The organism is Streptomyces sp. SID5469 (assembly GCF_009862865.1).
In the GTDB taxonomy this organism is placed as follows: domain Bacteria; phylum Actinomycetota; class Actinomycetes; order Streptomycetales; family Streptomycetaceae; genus Streptomyces; species Streptomyces avermitilis.
Genome location: NZ_WWIN01000001.1, coordinates 2219538 through 2238005, shown reverse-complemented (window position 1 = coordinate 2238005; position 18468 = coordinate 2219538). Strand labels below are relative to the sequence as shown.

General features: G+C 69.0%; 13 protein-coding genes, 1 tRNA gene and 1 pseudogene. 7 read left to right on the top strand and 8 right to left on the bottom strand.

Translation table 11 applies throughout. The annotated features are described in order from the left end of the window. Positions 1–43: 43 nt before the first annotated feature. Both GTY58_RS09635 and GTY58_RS09630 read left to right on the top strand, forming a co-directional pair. Positions 44–1252 carry a Gfo/Idh/MocA family oxidoreductase gene (locus GTY58_RS09635; protein WP_010983264.1) on the top strand — a complete coding sequence of 403 codons (1209 nt, stop codon included), beginning with the start codon at positions 44–46 and terminating at the stop codon, positions 1250–1252. A 12-nt stretch (positions 1253–1264) separates the two neighbouring features. Further along, the gene (locus GTY58_RS09630) at positions 1265–2269 is read left to right on the top strand and encodes a sugar phosphate isomerase/epimerase family protein (RefSeq protein WP_010983263.1); all 1005 of its coding nucleotides are present in this window, start codon (positions 1265–1267) and stop codon (positions 2267–2269) included. Positions 2270–2500: 231 nt separating this feature from the next. Here the strand turns inward: GTY58_RS09630 and GTY58_RS09625 are convergent, their stop codons facing one another. The 5 genes from GTY58_RS09625 to GTY58_RS09605 form a co-directional block, all read right to left on the bottom strand. Beyond that, a complete protein-coding gene (locus GTY58_RS09625; RefSeq protein WP_010983262.1) occupies positions 2501–3907 on the bottom strand; it encodes an OFA family MFS transporter in 1407 nt (468 codons plus the stop codon). A gap of 1 nt (position 3908) precedes the next feature. Next, positions 3909–5297, bottom strand: coding sequence for an OFA family MFS transporter (locus GTY58_RS09620; RefSeq protein WP_037647383.1), 1389 nt, complete (start codon positions 5295–5297; stop codon positions 3909–3911). A 119-nt stretch (positions 5298–5416) separates the two neighbouring features. Next, positions 5417–7561, bottom strand: a complete 2145-nt coding sequence (locus GTY58_RS09615; RefSeq protein ID WP_037647551.1) for an acetate--CoA ligase family protein — start codon at positions 7559–7561, stop codon at positions 5417–5419. A 4-nt stretch (positions 7562–7565) separates the two neighbouring features. Continuing rightward, positions 7566–8795 carry a formyl-CoA transferase gene (gene frc, locus GTY58_RS09610; protein WP_010983259.1) on the bottom strand — a complete coding sequence of 410 codons (1230 nt, stop codon included), beginning with the start codon at positions 8793–8795 and terminating at the stop codon, positions 7566–7568. Positions 8796–8807: 12 nt separating this feature from the next. After that, positions 8808–10502: a thiamine pyrophosphate-binding protein gene (locus GTY58_RS09605; protein ID WP_010983258.1), complete on the bottom strand. Its 1695-nt coding sequence runs from the start codon at positions 10500–10502 to the stop codon at positions 8808–8810. A 178-nt stretch (positions 10503–10680) separates the two neighbouring features. Between GTY58_RS09605 and sucC the strand changes: the two genes are divergently transcribed. The 3 genes from sucC (at position 10681) to GTY58_RS09590 (ending at position 14392) form a co-directional block, all read left to right on the top strand. Next, the gene (sucC, locus tag GTY58_RS09600; protein ID WP_010983257.1) at positions 10681–11811 is read left to right on the top strand and encodes an ADP-forming succinate--CoA ligase subunit beta; all 1131 of its coding nucleotides are present in this window, start codon (positions 10681–10683) and stop codon (positions 11809–11811) included. An 11-nt stretch (positions 11812–11822) separates the two neighbouring features. Further along, positions 11823–12722 carry a succinate--CoA ligase subunit alpha gene (gene sucD, locus GTY58_RS09595; protein WP_010983256.1) on the top strand — a complete coding sequence of 300 codons (900 nt, stop codon included), beginning with the start codon at positions 11823–11825 and terminating at the stop codon, positions 12720–12722. Between the two features lie 128 nt (positions 12723–12850). Next, positions 12851–14392 (top strand): aldehyde dehydrogenase family protein, encoded by a 1542-nt coding sequence (locus GTY58_RS09590; protein WP_010983255.1) that lies wholly within the window; start codon positions 12851–12853, stop codon positions 14390–14392. 44 nt (positions 14393–14436) lie between these two features. Here the strand turns inward: GTY58_RS09590 and GTY58_RS40570 are convergent. After that, a pseudogene (locus GTY58_RS40570) lies at positions 14437–14935 on the bottom strand (DUF2254 family protein); the annotation flags it as partial. Positions 14936–15319: 384 nt separating this feature from the next. Between GTY58_RS40570 and GTY58_RS09580 the strand changes: the two are divergent. Next, a tRNA-Leu gene (locus GTY58_RS09580) sits at positions 15320–15407 on the top strand. 430 nt (positions 15408–15837) lie between these two features. After that, complete coding sequence (locus tag GTY58_RS09575) at positions 15838–17721, top strand: DUF2075 domain-containing protein (protein WP_010983254.1); 1884 nt, start codon at positions 15838–15840, stop codon at positions 17719–17721. Positions 17722–17767: 46 nt separating this feature from the next. Here GTY58_RS09575 and GTY58_RS41575 read toward each other — a convergent pair whose 3' ends face one another. Both GTY58_RS41575 and GTY58_RS41570 read right to left on the bottom strand, forming a co-directional pair. Beyond that, on the bottom strand, positions 17768–18079 hold the full coding sequence (locus tag GTY58_RS41575) for a hypothetical protein (RefSeq protein WP_308689883.1): 312 nt from the start codon (positions 18077–18079) through the stop codon (positions 17768–17770). Further along, positions 18067–18420 carry a hypothetical protein gene (locus GTY58_RS41570; RefSeq protein WP_306292885.1) on the bottom strand — a complete coding sequence of 118 codons (354 nt, stop codon included), beginning with the start codon at positions 18418–18420 and terminating at the stop codon, positions 18067–18069. Before GTY58_RS41570 ends, GTY58_RS41575 begins: the two co-directional genes overlap by 13 nt. Positions 18421–18468: the final 48 nt, after the last annotated feature.

Genomic DNA, 18468 nt, shown 5'->3' with positions numbered 1-18468 from the left:
GCTCGCACCCCCACCGCGCCACGACGAAGAGGAGGACAACGGTATGGGACAGCCGCACCCGCGCGACGAGGCGGACGCCGGGAAGCCGCCGCTCGGTATCGGCATGGTCGGCTACGCCTTCATGGGCGCCGCCCACTCCCAGGGCTGGCGCACCGTCGGCCGCGTCTTCGACCTGCCGTCCCGCCCGGTGCTCGCCGCCGTGTGCGGCCGCGACGGACAGGCCGTGCGCGCCATGGCCGAGCGGCACGGCTGGGCGGCGGCCGAGACCGACTGGCGCGCCCTGATCGCCCGTGACGACGTCGACGTCGTCGACATCTGCACCCCGGGTGACAGCCATGCCGAGATCGCCGTCGCCGCGCTGGCCGCGGGCAAACACGTCCTGTGCGAGAAACCCCTCGCGAACACGGTCGAGGAAGCGGAGGCCATGGCGGCCGCGGGCGAACAGGCTTATCGGCAGGGCCGGTTGACCATGGTCGGCTTCAACTACCGTCGGCTGCCCGCCACCTCGCTGGCCCGGCGGATGGTCCGCGAAGGCCGGCTGGGCACCCTGCGGCACGTGCGGGTGACGTACCTTCAGGACTGGCTGGTCGACCCCGAGTTTCCGCTCACCTGGCGACTGCGCAGGGAAGTGGCCGGTTCGGGGGCGCTCGGCGACCTGGGCGCCCACATCGTCGACCTGGCCCAGTACCTCGCGGGCGAGCCCCTGGCCGGAGTCTCCGCGCTCACCGAGACCTTCGTACGGGAGCGTCCGCTGCCCGGCGGCACGACCGGCGGGCTCGCCGCGGTCTCCGCGGGCGGTCTCGGCACCGTCACCGTCGACGACGCCGCTCTCTTCACCGCCCGCTTCGCCTCCGGCGCCCTCGCCACCTTCGAGGCGTCCCGGTTCGCGACCGGCCGCAAGAACTCCCTGCGCATCGAACTCAACGGCGAGCGCGGCTCGTTGGCCTTCGACCTGGAGCGGCTCAACGAGCTCGCGTACCACGACCACACCGAACCCCTCGCGCACGCCGGCTTCCGCCGCATCCTGGTCACCGAGCCCGACCACCCCTACCTGGAAGCCTGGTGGCCGCCGGGCCACGGCCTCGGCTACGAGCACACCTTCGTCCACCAGGCCCGCGACCTGGTCCATGCCATCGCGGCGAACCACCGCCCCGAGCCGTCCTTCGCCGACGGGCTGCAAGTGCAGCGCGTGCTGGCGGCGGTGGAGGAGAGCGCCGCCAAGAACTCCGTCTACACACCCGTAGTGGTCTGAGGAGGCCCGGGAATGCCGCGCGACTTCACACTCTTCACCGGCCAGTGGGCCGACCTCCCGCTCGAAGAGGTCTGCCGCCTCGCCCGCGACTTCGGCTACGACGGACTCGAACTCGCCTGTTGGGGCGACCACTTCGAGGTCGACAGGGCCCTCGCCGACCCGACGTACCTCGAGTCCAGGCACGCGCTTCTCGACAAGTACGGCCTCACGTGCTGGGCGATCTCCAACCACCTGGTCGGTCAGGCGGTCTGCGACGCCCTCATCGACGAGCGCCACCGGGCGATCCTGCCCGCGCGGATCTGGGGCGACGGCGCGGCCGAAGGGGTACGGCAGCGGGCCGCGGCCGAGATCAAGGACACCGCGCGCGCCGCGGCGGCCTTCGGCGTCGACACGGTCATCGGCTTCACCGGCTCCGCCATCTGGCACCTGGTCGCCATGTTCCCGCCCGTCCCCGAGTCGATGATCGACCGCGGCTACGAGGACTTCGCCGAGCGCTGGAACCCGATCCTGGACGTCTTCGACGCCGAGGGCGTGCGGTTCGCGCACGAGGTCCACCCCGGCGAGATCGCGTACGACTACTGGACAACCCAGCGCGCACTGGCGGCCGTTGACCATCGGCCCGCTTTCGGGCTGAACTTCGACCCGAGCCATTTCGTGTGGCAGGACCTCGACCCCGTCGGCTTCCTGTACGACTTCCGCGACCGCGTCTACCACGTCGACTGCAAAGAGGCCCGCAAGCGGCTCGACGGACGCAACGGCCGCCTCGGCTCGCATCTGCCCTGGGGCGACCCGCGCCGGGGCTGGGACTTCGTCTCGGCCGGCCACGGCGACGTTCCCTGGGAGGACGTCTTCCGCATGCTGGGCTCCATCGACTACCGCGGGCCCGTCTCCGTCGAGTGGGAGGACGCCGGCATGGACCGGCTCCAGGGCGCCCCCGAGGCGCTGACCCGCCTGAAGGCGTACGACTTCGAGCCACCGTCGGCCTCCTTCGACGCGGCGTTCGGCGGCAACGACTGACACGAAGCGGCACCCTTGTGAACTTCCCGCGCCCGCCGGGGCGCCGGGCCGCTGAGCGACGGCGGGCGAGGGACACCGGACCCCGTCCGCCGTCCTGCGCCGACCCGCCCCACCGACGTACGCCAAGGAGGCTTCGACATCAACCGCGCCCTGCGCCGCACCGGACCCCACGCTTGAGGGGCCCTGTCAGCGAGCCACCTCCCGGACAGGGCCCCTCGAACGTCGCCGCGCTCAGCCCGCCGGCTGCGGCTCCGGAGTCAGGCTCCTGTCCGTGTTCCGCCCCGGCTGCTTCAGCAGCAGCGCGATCGCCGCCGCCACCATGGAGATCGCCCCGGCCAGCGCGTACGCGCCGTTGTAGCCCCAGGCCGCGACCACCATGGAGCCGAGTCCGCCGCCGAACAGACCGCTGATCAGCTTGCCGCTGTACACCAGGCCGTAGTTGGTGGCGTTGTAGTTCTCGCCGAAGTAGTCCGGGGTCAGCGCCGCGAACATCGGGTAGAACGCGCCGCCGCCGAATCCGGAGAGGAAGGCGAAGAACAGGAACAGCCACTCGCTCTTGACGTCGCCGGCCCAGATCACGCCGAACTGGGCGAGACCCAGGACGACGATCACGAACACCAGGGTGAGCTTGCGGCCCAAGATGTCGGACAGCCAGCCCACCACCGCGCGGCCGATGCCGTTGATGACGGCCATGATGCCCATCGAAGAGGCGGCCACCAGTGGCCCGAAGCCGACCTCCTTGGCGAAGTCGACCTGGAAGGAGATCCCGAAGATCGATACGCCTGCCGTCATGACGAGAGTGATCCACATCAACGGGAGCACACCGGTCCTGATGGCCTCCTTGGGCGTGTACTGCTTCACCGCGGGCGGGTTCTTCGCGAGACTCGCGGCGCTCTTGCCGTTGCCCGAGCAGGTCAGCGGATCGATGTCCGCGGGCCACCAGTTCTTCGGCGGGTCCTTGAAGAAGAACGCGCTGGACAGGACCACGATCATCACGTAGCAGCCGATGAGGTCCAGGACCCGGTGGTAGTTCGCCGTGTCGAACGCGTAGTTGAAGATGAAGATGAAAGGAAGCGACCCGTACGCGAACCCGCCGTTGACGAACCCGGTCCTCGCACCGCGGCGCTCGGGGAACCACTTGCCGACCATGTTGATGCAGGTCGCGTACACCAGGCCGGAACCGATGCCGCCGACGACACCGAATCCCAGAATCGCCAGGAGCACGTTGCTCAGGTGTGACAGGGCGAGGAATCCGACCAGGCACATGCCCGCGCCGAGGTGCATGGCCGTGCAGGCGGTCAGGACGCCCTTCTCGCGCAGCCAGCCCGCGGGGAAGGCGATACCGGCCTGGAAGAAGACCCAGACGCTCAGGATCCAGAACGTGTTGCTCTGCGTCCAGCCGTGGGCGTGGGACAGGGTGTCCTCGGCCGAGCCGTACGCGTATTCGAAGACGCTGATGGCCATCATGGCTGCCCATGGCAGGTACACCATGAATTTTCGTGAGTGGCCGAGGATGTCGCGGTCCGTCTCGCCCACGCGGTAGACGCGGCCGCGCGAGTCGGTCACTTCCCGGTACGAGCGGTTCGGGGCGCCGGGGTCTGCCGACGCGCTCCTCGCCGCGATGGGGTCCGCCGTCATGTCACGCCATCTCCTCGCCGAGCGGCTGCGGGTTGGGGAGGATGTGCTGGGCCCTGGGCCGTCCGGGCGCCCGCAGGAACAGCGCCAGGACCGCCGAGGCCAGCCCGACGGAGCCCGCCAGGACGAACGCGCCGTCGTAGTCCCACGCACCGACGACGACCGCGCCCAGACCGGATCCCACCAGGCCCGAGATGAGCTTGGAGCTGTAGACCATTCCGTAGTTGCTGGCGTTGTTGTTCTCGCCGAAGTAGTCCGCGGTCATCGCCGCGAACAGCGGGAAGATCGCACCACCGCCGAATCCGGAGACCATGGAGCAGAACAGGAAGAACGGCATGCTGCCCATCTGGCCCGACACCAGGACGCCGAACTGGGCGGAACCCAGCACGAGACACACGACGACCAGCGTGTTGCGGCGCCCGTAGCGATCGGATATCCACCCGATCACGCCGCGCCCGGTGCCGTTGACGATGGCCTTCAGGGACATCGCCGTGGCCACGATCCCGCCCGCGAAGCCCATGTCCTTGCCGAACGGCACCTGGAAGGCGATGCCGAAGATGTTGATGCCGGCCGTGCAGAGCAGACAGAACCACATCATCCAGAGCACGGGCGTACGAGCGGCCTCCTTGGGGGTGTACTGCTTGACCGCCGGCGGGTTCTTCGCCAGCGCCCGGCGGATCCTCGGGTCGTCGGTCACCGTCAGCGGGTCGACGTGCGGGGGCCACCAGCTCTTCGGCGGATCCTTGAAGAACCAGCCGGCCGACGCCACCACCAGGCACAGCCCGACGCCCACGCAGCTGAGCACGACCTTGTAGTTGCTCAGGTCCAGCACCGACGTGAAGATGAAGACGAAGGGCACGGACCCGTAGGCGAAACCGCCGTTCACGAAGCCCGTCTTGCCGCCCTTGCGCTCCGGATACCACTTGCCGACCATGTTGATGCAGGTCGCGTAGACCAGGCCGGCGCCGATGCCACTGCACATGCCGAAGCCGACGTAGGCGACGACCACGTTCGGCGCGAAAGCCAGCGCCAGATAGCCCAGCAGGGTGCCGAGCGCGCCGATCATCATCGCCGTGCGGGCGGGCAGCCTGCCGCTCTCCCGCAGCTGTCCGGCGGGGAAGGCCACGGCCGCCTGGAAGAACACCCAGACGCCCATCAGCCAGAAGATGTGTCCGCTGCTCCACAGATGAGCCTCGTGGAGGGTGTCCTCCGCCGACGTGAACGCGTACTCGGCGGAGCTGATGCCCATCATGCCCACCCAGGGCAGGATGACCATCCAGGTGCGTGGCCGGCCCATGAGGTCGGTATCGGTCTCGCCGATCCGGTACACGCGGCCGTTGCGGTCCGTCACCTCCCTGTAGGGGACGGACGTCGATAGGTCGGTGGTTGTCATATCGCGATTGCCCCTTGCGTCGAAAGTTCTGGCCAGCGCCCCCTGTCCAATGCCTTTCGTGTGCGCACGGGTCCCGGGGCGGCCGACGCGCACCGTCGGCCGCCCCGCGCTCGGTCACCTCATGAACCGCCCCCCAACAGCCCCGCCGCCCGCGCCCAGCGATACTTCGCGCCGAGTACGGCCACCGGCTTCTCGGTCGTGTACGGGTACGCCACGACCCCGCGCTCGTAGAGGTACTGGCAGGCCTCCTCGACCTCGACGTCGCCGGCGAGCGACGCCACCACCGGCTTCTCGATGCCGCGCTCCCGGAACTCGGCCACCACGCGCGCGGTGAGCTCGGCGAACACCATGGGAGGGGTGACGATGGTGTGCCAGTAGCCGAGGACCAGGGCGTGGACGCGCGGGTCCTCGAGACCCAGCCGGATGGTCGCCTCGTACGTCGACGGCGGCTCACCGCCGGTGATGTCGACCGGGTTGCCCGCGGCTCCGAAGGGCGGGATGAACGTCCTGAAGGACGCGTCCAGGTCCGGCGGGATCTCCATCAGGGACAGCCCGTTGTCGGTCACCGCGTCGGACAGCAGCACGCCGCTGCCGCCGGCCCCGGTGATGATCACGACGTTGTCGCCCTGGGGAGTGGGAAGCACCGGCAACGCGCGCGCGTACTCCAGCATGTCGTTCAGCCCGGGCGCCCTGATGACCCCGGCCTGCTTCAGGATGTCGTCGTACACGGCGTCGTCGCCCGCGAGCGCGCCCGTGTGCGATCCCGCGGCCTTGGCGCCTGCCGCCGTGCGACCCGCCTTCAGGACCACGACCGGCTTCCTGGGGACCGTCGCCCGGGCCGCCGCCACGAAGGCGCGGCCGTCCTTGAGGTCCTCCAGGTGCATCGCGATGCACTCGGTGTGCGGGTCCTCGCCGAACCAGGTGAGCAGGTCGTCCTCGTCGAGGTCCGACTTGTTGCCGAGCCCGACGATCGCCGAGACACCCGTCTTCGTAGTGCGCGCGAAGCCCAGGATGGCCATCCCTATGCCACCGGACTGCGAGGTGAGGGCGACGCCGCCCTTGACGTCGTACGGCGTGCAGAACGTGGCGCACAGGTCGTGCCACGTCGAGTAGTAGCCGTAGATGTTCGGCCCGAGCAGCCGGACGCCGTGCCGCTCGGCGATCGCCACGACCTCGTCCTGGAGTTCGTGCTCGCCGGTCTCCGCGAACCCGGAGGGGATCAGTACGGCGTTGGGGATCCCCTTGCGTCCCACCTCCTCCAGGGCCGCGGCCACGAACGTGGCGGGAATCGCGAAGAGCGCCACATCCACCTCACCGGGAATGTCCGTGACACTCTTGTACGCCTTGCGGCCCACGATGTCGTCGGCCTTGGGGTTCACCGGATGGATCTCTCCGGAGAAGCCGCCGTCGATGAGGTTGCGCATCACCGAATTGCCGATCTTCCCGTGCTCGTTGGAGGCACCGATCACGGCGACGGAGGAGGGCTGCATCAGCCGGCGCATGGAGGTGAGGATCTCCTCGCGCGTGTACGTGCGTCGGGGCTTCGGCTGCGACTCCGCGAGGATCACCCGGATGTCCGCCGCGACCGCGCCCTCCGGGGTGGCGACCACCGGGTTGAGGTCCACCTCCGCGATCTCCGGGAAGTCCGTGACGAGTCGGGACACCCGGCGGATCTGCTCGGCGATCGCCCACCGGTCCACCGCGGCGGCCCCACGCACCCCGCGCAGGATCTCCGTCGAGCGGATCGAGTCCAGCATCGACAGGGCCTCGTCGGCGTCCACGGGCGCCAGCCGGAACGTGACGTCCTTGAAGACCTCTACAAGTACGCCGCCGAGCCCGAAGGCCACCACTTTCCCGAACGTCGGATCGGTGACCGCGCCGACGATGACTTCCTGTCCCCGCGGGAGGAGTTCCTGAACCTGTACGCCCTCGATGCGGGCCCGCTCGTTGTACGCCCGCGCGTTCTCGACGATCCGGCAGAAGGCGGCGCGTACGTCCGCCGCGCCCTCCACACCGACGATGACGCCGCCCGCGTCGGTCTTGTGCAGGATGTCCGGGGAGACGATCTTCATCACGACGGGGCCGCCGAAGCGCGCCGCGTACGCGACCGCTTCGTCGACGTCCGTCGCCAGTTCCTCGCCGGGCACGGCGATCCCGTACGCGTCGGCGATCACCTTGCCCTCGGGCGCCGTCAGCGCGGTCCGTCCCTCGGCCCGCACGGTGTCGAGGAGCGTCCGCACCCTCAGCGCCCGGTCTTCGGCCATCACGTCAGATCACTCCGTTCGACTTGAGCAGGCGCAGCTCCTCGTCCCCGAGGCCGAGTTCGCCGACGTACACCTCTGCGTTGTGCTCGCCGAGCAGGGGCGAGCTGGTCACGTCCACGGGGGAGTCGGAGAGCTTCAGCGGGCTGCCCACGGTCACGAACTCGCCGCGCTCCGGATGCGGCACCGTCACCACCATCTCGTTGGCGACCAGCGACGCGTCCTCGACGATCTCCTTGGTGGACAGGATGGGGCCGCACGGGATGTTGTGGGCGTTGAGCTTCTCCAGCACCTCCCACTTGGGGAGCGTGGCCGACCATTCCTCGATGAGCTGGAACATCTTGGTGAGCTGGGGCAGCCGCGCCTCCGGCGTCGCCCACTCGGGGTCGTCCGCCAGCTCGGGCCGGCCGATGAGCTCGCTGAGCGGCTTCCAGCCGACGGGCTGCACGATGACGTACACGTAGTCGTTGGGGCCGCCCGGCGCGCACTTGACCGCCCAGCCGGGCTGGCCGCCGCCGGACGCGTTCCCGGACCGGGGAACCTCGTCGCCGAAGTCGTCGTTGGGATATTCAGCGAGCGGGCCATGGGCCAGGCGCTGCTGATCGCGCAGCTTCACCCGGCAGAGGTTGAGCACAGCATGCTGCATGGCCACGTTGACCCGCTGACCGCGCCCGGTGTTCTCCCGCTGGTACAGCGCCGCGAGAATCCCCGCCACGGCGTGGATGCCCGTGCCCGAGTCCCCGATCTGGGCCCCCGTCGCCAGCGGCGGCCCGTCCTCGAAGCCGGTGGTCGACATCGACCCGCCCATGGCCTGCGCGACGACCTCGTACGCCTTGAAGTCGGTGTACGGCCCGTCGCCGAACCCCTTGATGGAGGCATAGACGATCCGCGGATTGATGTCCCGAATGCGGTCCCAGGTGAAGCCCATACGGTCGACCGCGCCCGGTCCGAAGTTCTCGACCATGACGTCGGAGCGCCGGATCAGCTCGGTGAGGATCTCCTTGCCGCGCTCGGTCTTGGTGTTGAGGGTGATGCTCCGCTTGTTGCAGTTGAGCATCGTGAAATAGAGGGAGTCGACGTCCGGGAGGTCGCGCAGCTGCCCCCGCGTGATGTCACCGGTCGGCGCCTCCAGTTTGACCACGTCCGCGCCGAGCCAGGCGAGCAGCTGGGTCGCGGAGGGCCCGGACTGGACGTGCGTCATGTCGAGGACGCGGATGCCTTCGAGAGCCTTGGTCATGGTCGGCTCACCTCACTTGTACATCGTCTGGTTCATGGTTCCGGGGGCGTACGCGTCCGGGTCGACCCAGACGTTGATCAGCGACGGCTTACCCGACTCGCGGGCGCGCCGCAGCGCCGGGCCGATGTCGGCGGGGTCGCGGACCTCCTCGCCGTAACCGCCCAGCATCTGGGCGAACTTGTCGTAGTGGACGTCGCCGAGGGTGTTGCCGACCCGCTCGCGGGCCAGGCCGTACTTCTGGGCCTGGCCGTAGCGGATCTGGTTCATCGAGGAGTTGTTGCCGACGATGCCGACGAAGGGGAGGTCGTAGCGGACGAGGGTCTCGAAGTCCCAGCCGGTGAGGGAGAACGCGCCGTCGCCGAAGAGGGCCACCACTTCCTTGTCGGGCCGCGCCTGCTTGGCCGCGAGCACGAACGGGATGCCGACGCCGAGTGTGCCCAGCGGACCCGGGTCCATCCAGTGTCCGGGCGACTTGGGCTGCACGACCTGCCCGGAGAAGGTGACGATGTCACCGCCGTCGCCGATGTAGACGGAGTCCTCGGTGAGGAAGTCGTTGATCTCGCTGACCAGCCGGTACGGGTGGATGGGTGAGGCGTCGGACCTCAGGCTGGGCAGCCGCTTGTCGAGGGCCGTCTGCTCGGCGGCGCGCAGTTCGTCCAGCCACTCCTTGCGCTTCGACGCGCCTCCGTTGAGGCGCCCGGAGGCCGCCTCGGTGACCGACTTCAGGATCAGCCCCGCGTCGCCGACGATCCCGAGGTCGATGTCCCGGTTCTTGCCGACGGTCCGGTAGTCGAGGTCGATCTGCACGACGGTCGCGTCCGGCGACAGCCGCTTGCCGTAGCCCATGCGGAAGTCGAACGGCGTACCGACGACGACGATGACGTCGGCGTTGGAGAACGCGTACCGGCGCGACAGCTGGTAGTGGTGCGGGTCCCCGGGCGGCAGCGTGCCGCGCCCGGCGCCGTTCATGTACGCCGGGATGTTGAGGGTGCGCACGAGGTCGACGGCGGCCTCGGTCCCACGTGTCGTCCACACCTGGCTGCCCAGCAGGATCGCCGGTTTCTCCGCGTGCACGAGGAGGTCGGCGAGCTGCTCGACCGCCTCGGGATCGCCGGCCGAGCGGGTCGAGGCCCGGTACTGGCCGGCGGCGGGAATCCGGGCCTTGCTCACCGGCACCCTGGCGTCGAGGACATCGCGCGGGATCTCCAGGAAGGAGGGGCCCGGTGCGCCGTGGTAGCACTCGCGGAACGCCATCGACACCATGTCGGCGGCGCGCGCCGTGTCCGGCACGGTCGCCGCGAACTTGGTGATCGGCGTCATCATGTCGACGTGCGGGAGGTCCTGGAGCGACCCCATCTTGTGCTGTGTGTGCGCCCCTTGGCCGCCGATCAGCAGCATCGGGGACTCCGCGCGGAAGGCGTTGGCGACACCGGTCACGGCGTCGGTGGTGCCGGGACCCGCCGTGACGACCGCGCAGCCGGGCTTGCCGGTGATGCGCGCGTAGCCGTCGGCGGCGTGCGCGGCGACCTGCTCGTGACGCACGTCGACGACCTTGATGCCCTCGTCCACGCAGCCGTCGTAGATGTCGATGATGTGGCCGCCGCACAGGGTGTAGATGACCTCCACCCCCTCCGCTTTGAGTGCCTTGGCGACCAGGTGCCCACCGGAGATGAGGTCCGAGTTGTTGTCGCTGCTGCCGTCGGGCATGGCGAAGTCCTGTCCCTTCGTAGGGGGTTGGAACGCTCTCGCGGTACATTGCATACAGTCGACGAATACTGTATGAAGCTTGTTATCCCGCATCCGGTGGGTGGTGTCCAGGGGGCGTGCGGCACTTTTCGGGGGCCCGGGGATCGCTCCCGGACAGACACGGCAGACAGGAGCCGAGATGGACCTGTACGAACACCAGGCAAGGGAACTCTTCGCGGACCACGGCATCTTGGTGCCGAGGGCCGAGGTCACCGACTCGTCCCAGGAGGCGCGCGTCATCGCCCGCAGGCTCGGCGGCCGCGTCGTAGTGAAGGCGCAGGTCAAGACCGGTGGCCGCGGCAAGGCGGGTGGTGTGAAGCTCGCCGCGGACCCCGCCGCCGCCGAACTCACGGCGCGCCAGATCCTCGGCATGGACATCAAGGGACACACGGTCGGCAAGGTGATGCTGGCCGAACCCGTCGACATCGAGGCAGAGTTCTACGTCTCCTACGTACTCGACCGCGCGGCCGGCCGCTTCCTCGCCATCGCCTCCGCGGAAGGCGGCATGGAGATCGAGGAGGTGGCCGCCACCCGCCCGGAAGCCGTGGCGCGTGTCCCCGTCGACCCGGCCGAGGGTGTCACCTCCGCGAAGGCGGCCGAGATCGCGGAAGCGGCCGGGCTTCCCCCGGCGACCGTCGACGTACTCGTCCGGCTCTGGGAGGTACTGCTCCGCGAGGACGCCGTACTGGTCGAGGTGAACCCGCTCGTGCGTACGGCGCAGGGGCAGATCCTCGCCCTCGACGGCAAGGTCACGCTCGACGACAACGCCCGCTTCCGGCAGACGCGTTGGGGCGCCGAAGCCGCGGAGCACGGCGATCAGCTGGAGGCGGCGGCAGCGGCCAAGGGGCTCAACTACGTGAAGCTGGACGGCGAGGTCGGCATCATCGGCAACGGAGCGGGCCTCGTCATGTCGACGCTCGACGTGGTCGCGGGCTGCGGGGCCCGCCCCGCCAACTTCCTCGACATCGGCGGCGGCGCCTCCGCCCAGATCATGGCCGACGGCCTGTCCGTCATCCTCTCCGACCCGGCCGTGAAGTCCGTCTTCGTCAACGTCTTCGGCGGGATCACCGCCTGCGACGCGGTCGCCGACGGGATCGTGCAGGCCCTGGACACCGTCCGGTTGACCAAGCCGCTCGTGGTCCGCCTGGACGGGAACAACGCGGCACGGGGGCGGGCGATCCTCGACGGCCGCCGGCACCCCCTGGTCCAGCAGGTCACCACCATGGACGGCGCCGCGCGCCGCGCCGCCCAACTCGCCGACGCCGGCTGAAGGAGCCCGACATGGCCATCTACCTCACCAAGGAGAGCAAGGTCCTCGTCCAGGGCATGACCGGCGGCGAGGGCATGAAGCACACCCGCCGCATGCTCGCGGCGGGCACGGACGTCGTCGGCGGGGTCAACCCGCGCAAGGCGGGCCGTGCCGTCGACTTCGACGAGCGGACCGTCCCCGTGTTCGGCTCGGTGCGCGAGGGAAGGGAGGCGACCGGCGCCGACGTCACCGTCGTCTTCGTACCGCCTGCCTTCGCCAAGGCGGCCGTCGTCGAGGCCGCCGACGCCGGAATCGCGCTCACCGTCGTCATCACCGAGGGCATCCCGGTCCACGACGCGGTCGCCTTCCACGCGTACGCCGCCGCCAAGGGCACCCGGATCATCGGCCCCAACTGCCCCGGCCTGATCTCCCCCGGCCAGTCCAACGCGGGCATCATCCCCGCCGACATCACCAAGCCCGGCCGCATCGGCCTCGTCTCCAAGTCCGGCACCCTCACCTACCAGCTCATGTACGAGCTGCGCGACATCGGCTTCTCGACGTGCGTCGGCATCGGCGGGGACCCGGTCGTCGGCACGAGCCACATCGACTGCCTGGCCGCCTTCGAGGCGGACCCCGACACCGAACTCATCGTCCTGATCGGCGAGATCGGCGGCGACGCGGAGGAACGGGCGGCCGCGTACGTCCGCGACCACGTCACCAAGCCCGTCGTCGGCTACATCGCCGGATTCACCGCCCCCGAGGGCAGGACCATGGGGCACGCGGGGGCGATCGTGTCCGGTTCGTCCGGCACCGCGCGGGCGAAGAAGGAGGCCCTGGAGGGCGCGGGCGTGCAGGTGGGCGGCACGCCGACCGCGACGGCACGGCTGGTGCTGGCCCGACTGGAAGCGGAGCGTGACGTCACTCATAGTTGAAGCGAGGTAACTGTCGCGCGTCATGCCGTGTCACTACCTTCCTCCGTACGACGTCGGCGCACCACCGTGTGCGCGGACGAGCCATGCACCTACCGCCCCCGACTGTGCACCGAGAGCGGAGCAAACGAATGGCACCCACCCTCACCCTCAAATCCGGCACGTCCTGGTCCGACGCCTGGCGGCGCTGTCTGGCGGTCGCACCCGAGGCGTTCCGGGACGACCGGGTCCTCAACCTCTGGGGCGCCGCCTGGCAGACGGACGGCCGGGCGCTGCCCGCGACCAGTCCCGTGGACGGCAGCCCGATCGCGGGACCGCCGCGCCTGGACGGTGACATCGCCGGGCAGGCCGTACGCGCCTCGCTCGACCAGCACCGCGCCTGGCGCCACGTCCCCCTGGACGAACGCCGGGCGCGCGTCGCCGCGACCCTCGACGCGCTGACCGAACACCGCGAGCTGCTCGCCCTCCTCCTCGTCTGGGAGATCGGCAAGCCGTGGCGGCTCGCGCAGGCGGACGTGGACCGGGCGATCGACGGCGTCCGCTGGTACGTCGACGGAATCGAACCCATGGTCGCGGACCGGGCGCCGCTGGACGGACCGGTCTCCAACATCGCGAGCTGGAACTACCCGATGAGCGTGCTCGTTCACGCGATGCTGGTACAGGCACTGGCAGGCAACGCGGTCATCGCCAAGACCCCGACCGACGGCGGCGTCGCCTGTCTGACCCTGGCCGGCGCGCTCGCCGCCCGCGAAGGGATTCCCGTCACCCTCGTCAGCGGCAGCGGAGGCGAGCTCTCGGAGGCCCTGGTCCGCGCCCCCGAGATCGGCTGTGTCTCCTTCGTCGGCGGCCGCGACACGGGCGCCGCGGTGGCCACGGACGTCGCCGACCTGGGCAAGCGACACATACTCGAACAGGAGGGACTGAACACCTGGGGCGTCTGGAACTACACCGACTGGGACGCACTGACGGCCGTCATCCCCAAGCTCTTCGACTACGGCAAACAGCGCTGCACCGCCTACCCGCGCTTCGTCGTCCAGCGCACCCTGTTCGACGAGTTCCTGGCCGCGTACCTCCCGGCCGTCCGCACCCTGCGGGTCGGCCACCCGCTGGCGGTGGAGCGGCGCGAGGACCCGTACCCGGAGCTGGACTTCGGCCCGGTGATCAACGCGGCCAAGGCGAAGGAGCTGAACGACCAGGTCACCGAGGCCATCGACCGCGGCGCCGTCCCGCTGCACCGCGCCAGGCTGACCGACGCCCGCTTCCTGCCCGGCCAGGACACGTCGGCGTACGTCCAGCCGGTGACGCTCCTGAACCCGCCCCCGTCCTCGCCGCTGCACCACGCGGAACCGTTCGGCCCGGTCGACACCATCGTCCTGGTCGATACGGAGGCAGAGCTGCTGGCCGCCATGAACGCGTCCAACGGCGCGCTGGTCGCCACGTTGTCGACCGACGACAGGGCGACGTACGACCGTCTGTCCCCACAGATCCGCGCGTTCAAGGTCGGCCACGGCAAGCCTCGCTCACGCGGCGACCGCGACGAGCTGTTCGGCGGCTTCGGCGCGTCGTGGCGCGGCGCGTTCGTGGGCGGCGAGCTGCTGGTACGTGCGGTGACACAGGGGCCGGCGGGGGAGCGGCTGCCCGGCAACTTCCCGGAGTACCACCTCATGCCGTGAGGCCGGGTCGGGCGGCGCCGGCGTCCGCGGTGCCGCCCGACCGGTCACCGGAGCGATGATCTTGTCTGCCCATCGGCGGTGGATCGGGCCGCCCAACCGATGCCTTGCCGGTCCGGTCGCAGAGCGAAGGCGCGGTCCGCCGCCTCCGGGAAACTCCGTTCCACGGACTGAGCCAGCAGCAGCCGCCGCTCCTCGGGTGCCAGGAGCGGCGGATCGTCGAGCCCGGCCAGCAGCCGCTGCCTCACCTGGGCGCTACTTGCTGCTGGGGGCTGCTGCCCGCACACCCGTAGATCTCGGCGAACCCTAGATCCACCAGCTCGCTCAAGCTCGGCACGGCACCAGCCGTACCGTCCCCCGTCGGTCACGGTGGAGCGAGGCGCCGAGCGGTTGCCGGCCGGGCAGGGGGCCGCAGCCCATTGGTGACGGGGCCGCTGTGCACAGCAAACACCGGGGTCTTGGGAACCACGAAGTCACCGATCCGTGGATGATCCGCAGGACGACGCCGTGCTGCCGGGCCATGTGGACCAAACGTGCGACGTTGACGTAGGGGAGGTGCCGAGAGGCATGCCTGTGATGACCGGATGGACTCCGCCCTGATCAGATCGGCGACAGGCCCGACGACCCGCATCAGCCACAGGCTCGAGTTGCCGCCGCCCACACGAGTAGGACCAGCACCAGGGCGGCGGTCGGAGCGAACCCAAAACGTGTCGCCAGTGCTTCCGCAGCGTGGACAGCGCCCTTGGCCGCCATACACGGGCGGACCCGCCGTAGCCGTTCGGCCTCCCATAGTGAGTCTGTAGGCGCCCTCCACGACCTTCGTGCACCCGCCGTCGGGGCGCGGATATGCAGGTGAAAGGCACTCCGAAACCTTGGTATTGTTGTCCATGTCGCCGCGGGGAACACCTCCGGCCAGGCGGCAGACACCTAGTCCGGGTGGCGGAATGGCAGACGCGCTAGCTTGAGGTGCTAGTGCCCTTTATCGGGCGTGGGGGTTCAAGTCCCCCCTCGGACACCAGTTAAAAACCCCTGTTGACCAGGGGTTTTTCTGTTTTCTGGGTGGGTATGCACAGCCGTCGGCAGCGGCGGGCGGACGTTGGCGGGACCATAGAGATAGGGGCAGGCGTACCTGTTTGACGCAAGTGCTCGCTGACAGGGACGGGGCGGCCGCCTAGGCAGTGGGGGGAGTGGCCTCCGATGGAATCGTGATCACTGCCCGCGCTTGTGGCAGCCCATGTGTGAGATTCCCTGTTGATGGCCCACGGCCTGAAAGGCTGGCGCCAAAGCAGGCTGACGGTCTGCCCAGAGGCTCCTAAGTCCTCTCGCCGCCCAGGTACCCTTGATCACATCGTCATCGCGGCCCGACGGGCTTCCGCTCCACGCCGGTGGAGTTTCGAAGGACATGCCCCCACCCGCACGAGTCATTTCGTGCTGCCTGGGGGAATTCCTTGCTGTTCCGCGCGTCCGCCGCAACGGTCGCTGTCATGGCGCTCGACGGCTCGCTCTTCCTGCATCTCACCGAACAGTTCGTCCGCATGCATGGCTACCGCCCCGGCCCTTCCGAGGTCCGTTCCTGGGAACGCAGCATTCCCGCTCTGACGGCGGCACTGAACGAAGCGAGCCTGGGCGACGTAGAGGTCATGATCGAGTACGCGCTGCCGTTGAACAGCAAGCGCGCCGACGCCGTGCTTGCCGGGCTGCACCCAGCCACGGGAGAACCGGCGTACGTCGTGGTAGAGCTGAAACAGTGGAGCCAGGCCGCGCCTGATGAGGACGACCCGGTCCTTTGTCATGTGGACGCCTACGCACACCCGGTCCTCAATCCCATCGAGCAGGTACGCCGCTACTGCGAGTACCTCGTCAACTTCAACGGGGCGGTCGCCGAGCACCCTCAACGCGTCAGCGGGGTGGCCTACATGCACAATGCCACAGAGTTCGGGGCCAGCGGGCTACGAGAGATCGAACTTGACGACCAGGGGCAATTGTTCACTGCCGAGCGCCGAGGGGAATTCCTGGACCACCTCCGTTCCAAGCTGAGCGACAAGCACCCTGGCGCCCGAGCAGCAGACGAACTCCTCGCCGGTAAGACGGTCCCCTCCAAGCAACTGATGTCCGTCGCGGCTCAGGAGGTGCAAGACCGAGAACAGTTCATCCTCCTGGATGAGCAGCAGGTGGCGTACCGCACAGTGCTCAACGCCGTACGCAAGGCGAAGCAGTCCGATCGCAAGGAAGTCTTGATCGTCACCGGAGGTCCCGGAACGGGCAAGAGTGTCATCGCGCTTTCGTTGCTCGGTGAGCTGTACCGACAGGGCGTTCCGGCTCTACATGCCACCGGCTCTCAGTCGTTCACTAAAACCATGCGTAAGGTCGCGGGCGCCCGCAAGCGCGAAGTGCAGGACCTCTTCAAGTACTTCAACAGCTTCATGACGACAGAGAAGAACACCCTCGACGTCCTGATCTGTGACGAGGCGCACCGCATCCGCGAGACCTCCGCCAATCGCTACACCCCTGCAGCCCATCGCAGCGGTCGGCCGCAGATTGAGGAGTTGATCGACGTCGCCCGGGTGCCTGTGTTCCTCCTCGACGAACACCAAGTGGTGCGCCCCGGCGAGATGGGCACAGTGGCCGAGATCAAGGCGGCCGCCGCGAAGAAGGGCTTTGAGTGTCATGTCGTACCGCTCGAAAGCCAGTTCCGCTGCGGTGGCAGCGATGCCTACCTGCGCTGGGTCGTTCGCCTCCTCGGCCTCGAGCCGGGTGGCCCTGTCGCCTGGGACCCCGATGATCGGATGCAACTCCTGGTCGCCGAAAGCCCGGAGGAGATGGAATCGTTTCTCCAGAACCGCCGAGGGCAGGGATACGGCGCCCGAATGTCCGCGGGATACTGCTGGACCTGGTCGAAGGAGCCCAAGCCGGGCGACCCGCTCCCGGCGGACGTCGTCATCGGCGACTGGGCGCGCCCCTGGAACCTCCGGGGCGAGCGCGCCATCTCCGGCGCACCGCCGTCCGCCCTGTGGGCGACCGACCCGGCCGGCTTCGGCCAGGTGGGCTGCGTCTACACGGCACAGGGCTTCGAGTACGACTGGTCCGGCGTCATCATCGGCCCGGACCTGATCTGGCGTGGCGACACCTGGGTCACCGACCGTACCGCCTCCAAGGATCCGGTCTTCAAGAAGTCCACTCTGGATTCGGACGTCGATCGCCTGATCCGCAACACCTACAAGGTGCTGCTGACGCGGGGCATGGTCGGCACGGTGGTGTACTCCACGGATCCCGAGACGCGGGCGAAGTTGCGCGAACTGGTGGGGGTGCAACGCGAGGTGGTCGCAGTCTGATCGTGGGCGGACGAGCGCCATGACCGGAGCTGCCCCCCCAATACGGTCATACCGGATAGCCCATGTCCGCGGCGTCCTTCTTGATTCCCGAGAAGGAGACAACCGGATTCAGACGCGCCACTACGTCCTGCGTCAGCGGCCTCTCCTCGAATATGTGACGCACGGCGTCCAGATCGACAGGCCTCTCGTAGTAGTCCTCGGCGAATGTCTGGAAGGTCTCCGGGCGCGGATCGACAAGGGGTCCGAGCATCCACCCGGAACCGTCGGGGTCCGAATCATCGGTCGGAAAGTCCATTCGACCCGTGTGCCAGGTGTCGTCGTCCGTTTCGCGCCACAGGCAGAAGGTCACCATGGGCATGCCGTCGTCGACGAACGTGGATCTTCGACGTAGGCCCGAAAGGTCTCCGGCACCGAATCGAGTACGCCCGGCCAGACAGCGTCGTCGGCGTAGGGGCTCATGGGCGACTCGTGGTCGAAGCCACGGATGTACGCACCAGCCGGGGAGAAGACGATGTCGAACTCGTCCCCGCTGCCATTCCGCGTGGAGAAGACCTCTTCCGTCTCCGACCAGTTTGCGTCGAAGGAGTGGTACCGGTACGCGCCGGGCTTCAGAACCGCCTCCGCCACGGCGATCGACCGGCACAGGCTCCGCAGGTCGGGGATACGGGGGAGGGCCGCGGCAAGATCGTGAACAGTCATGCGCCCATACAAGCGCACCTGACTGACAACTCGATCCGGCCACGATGC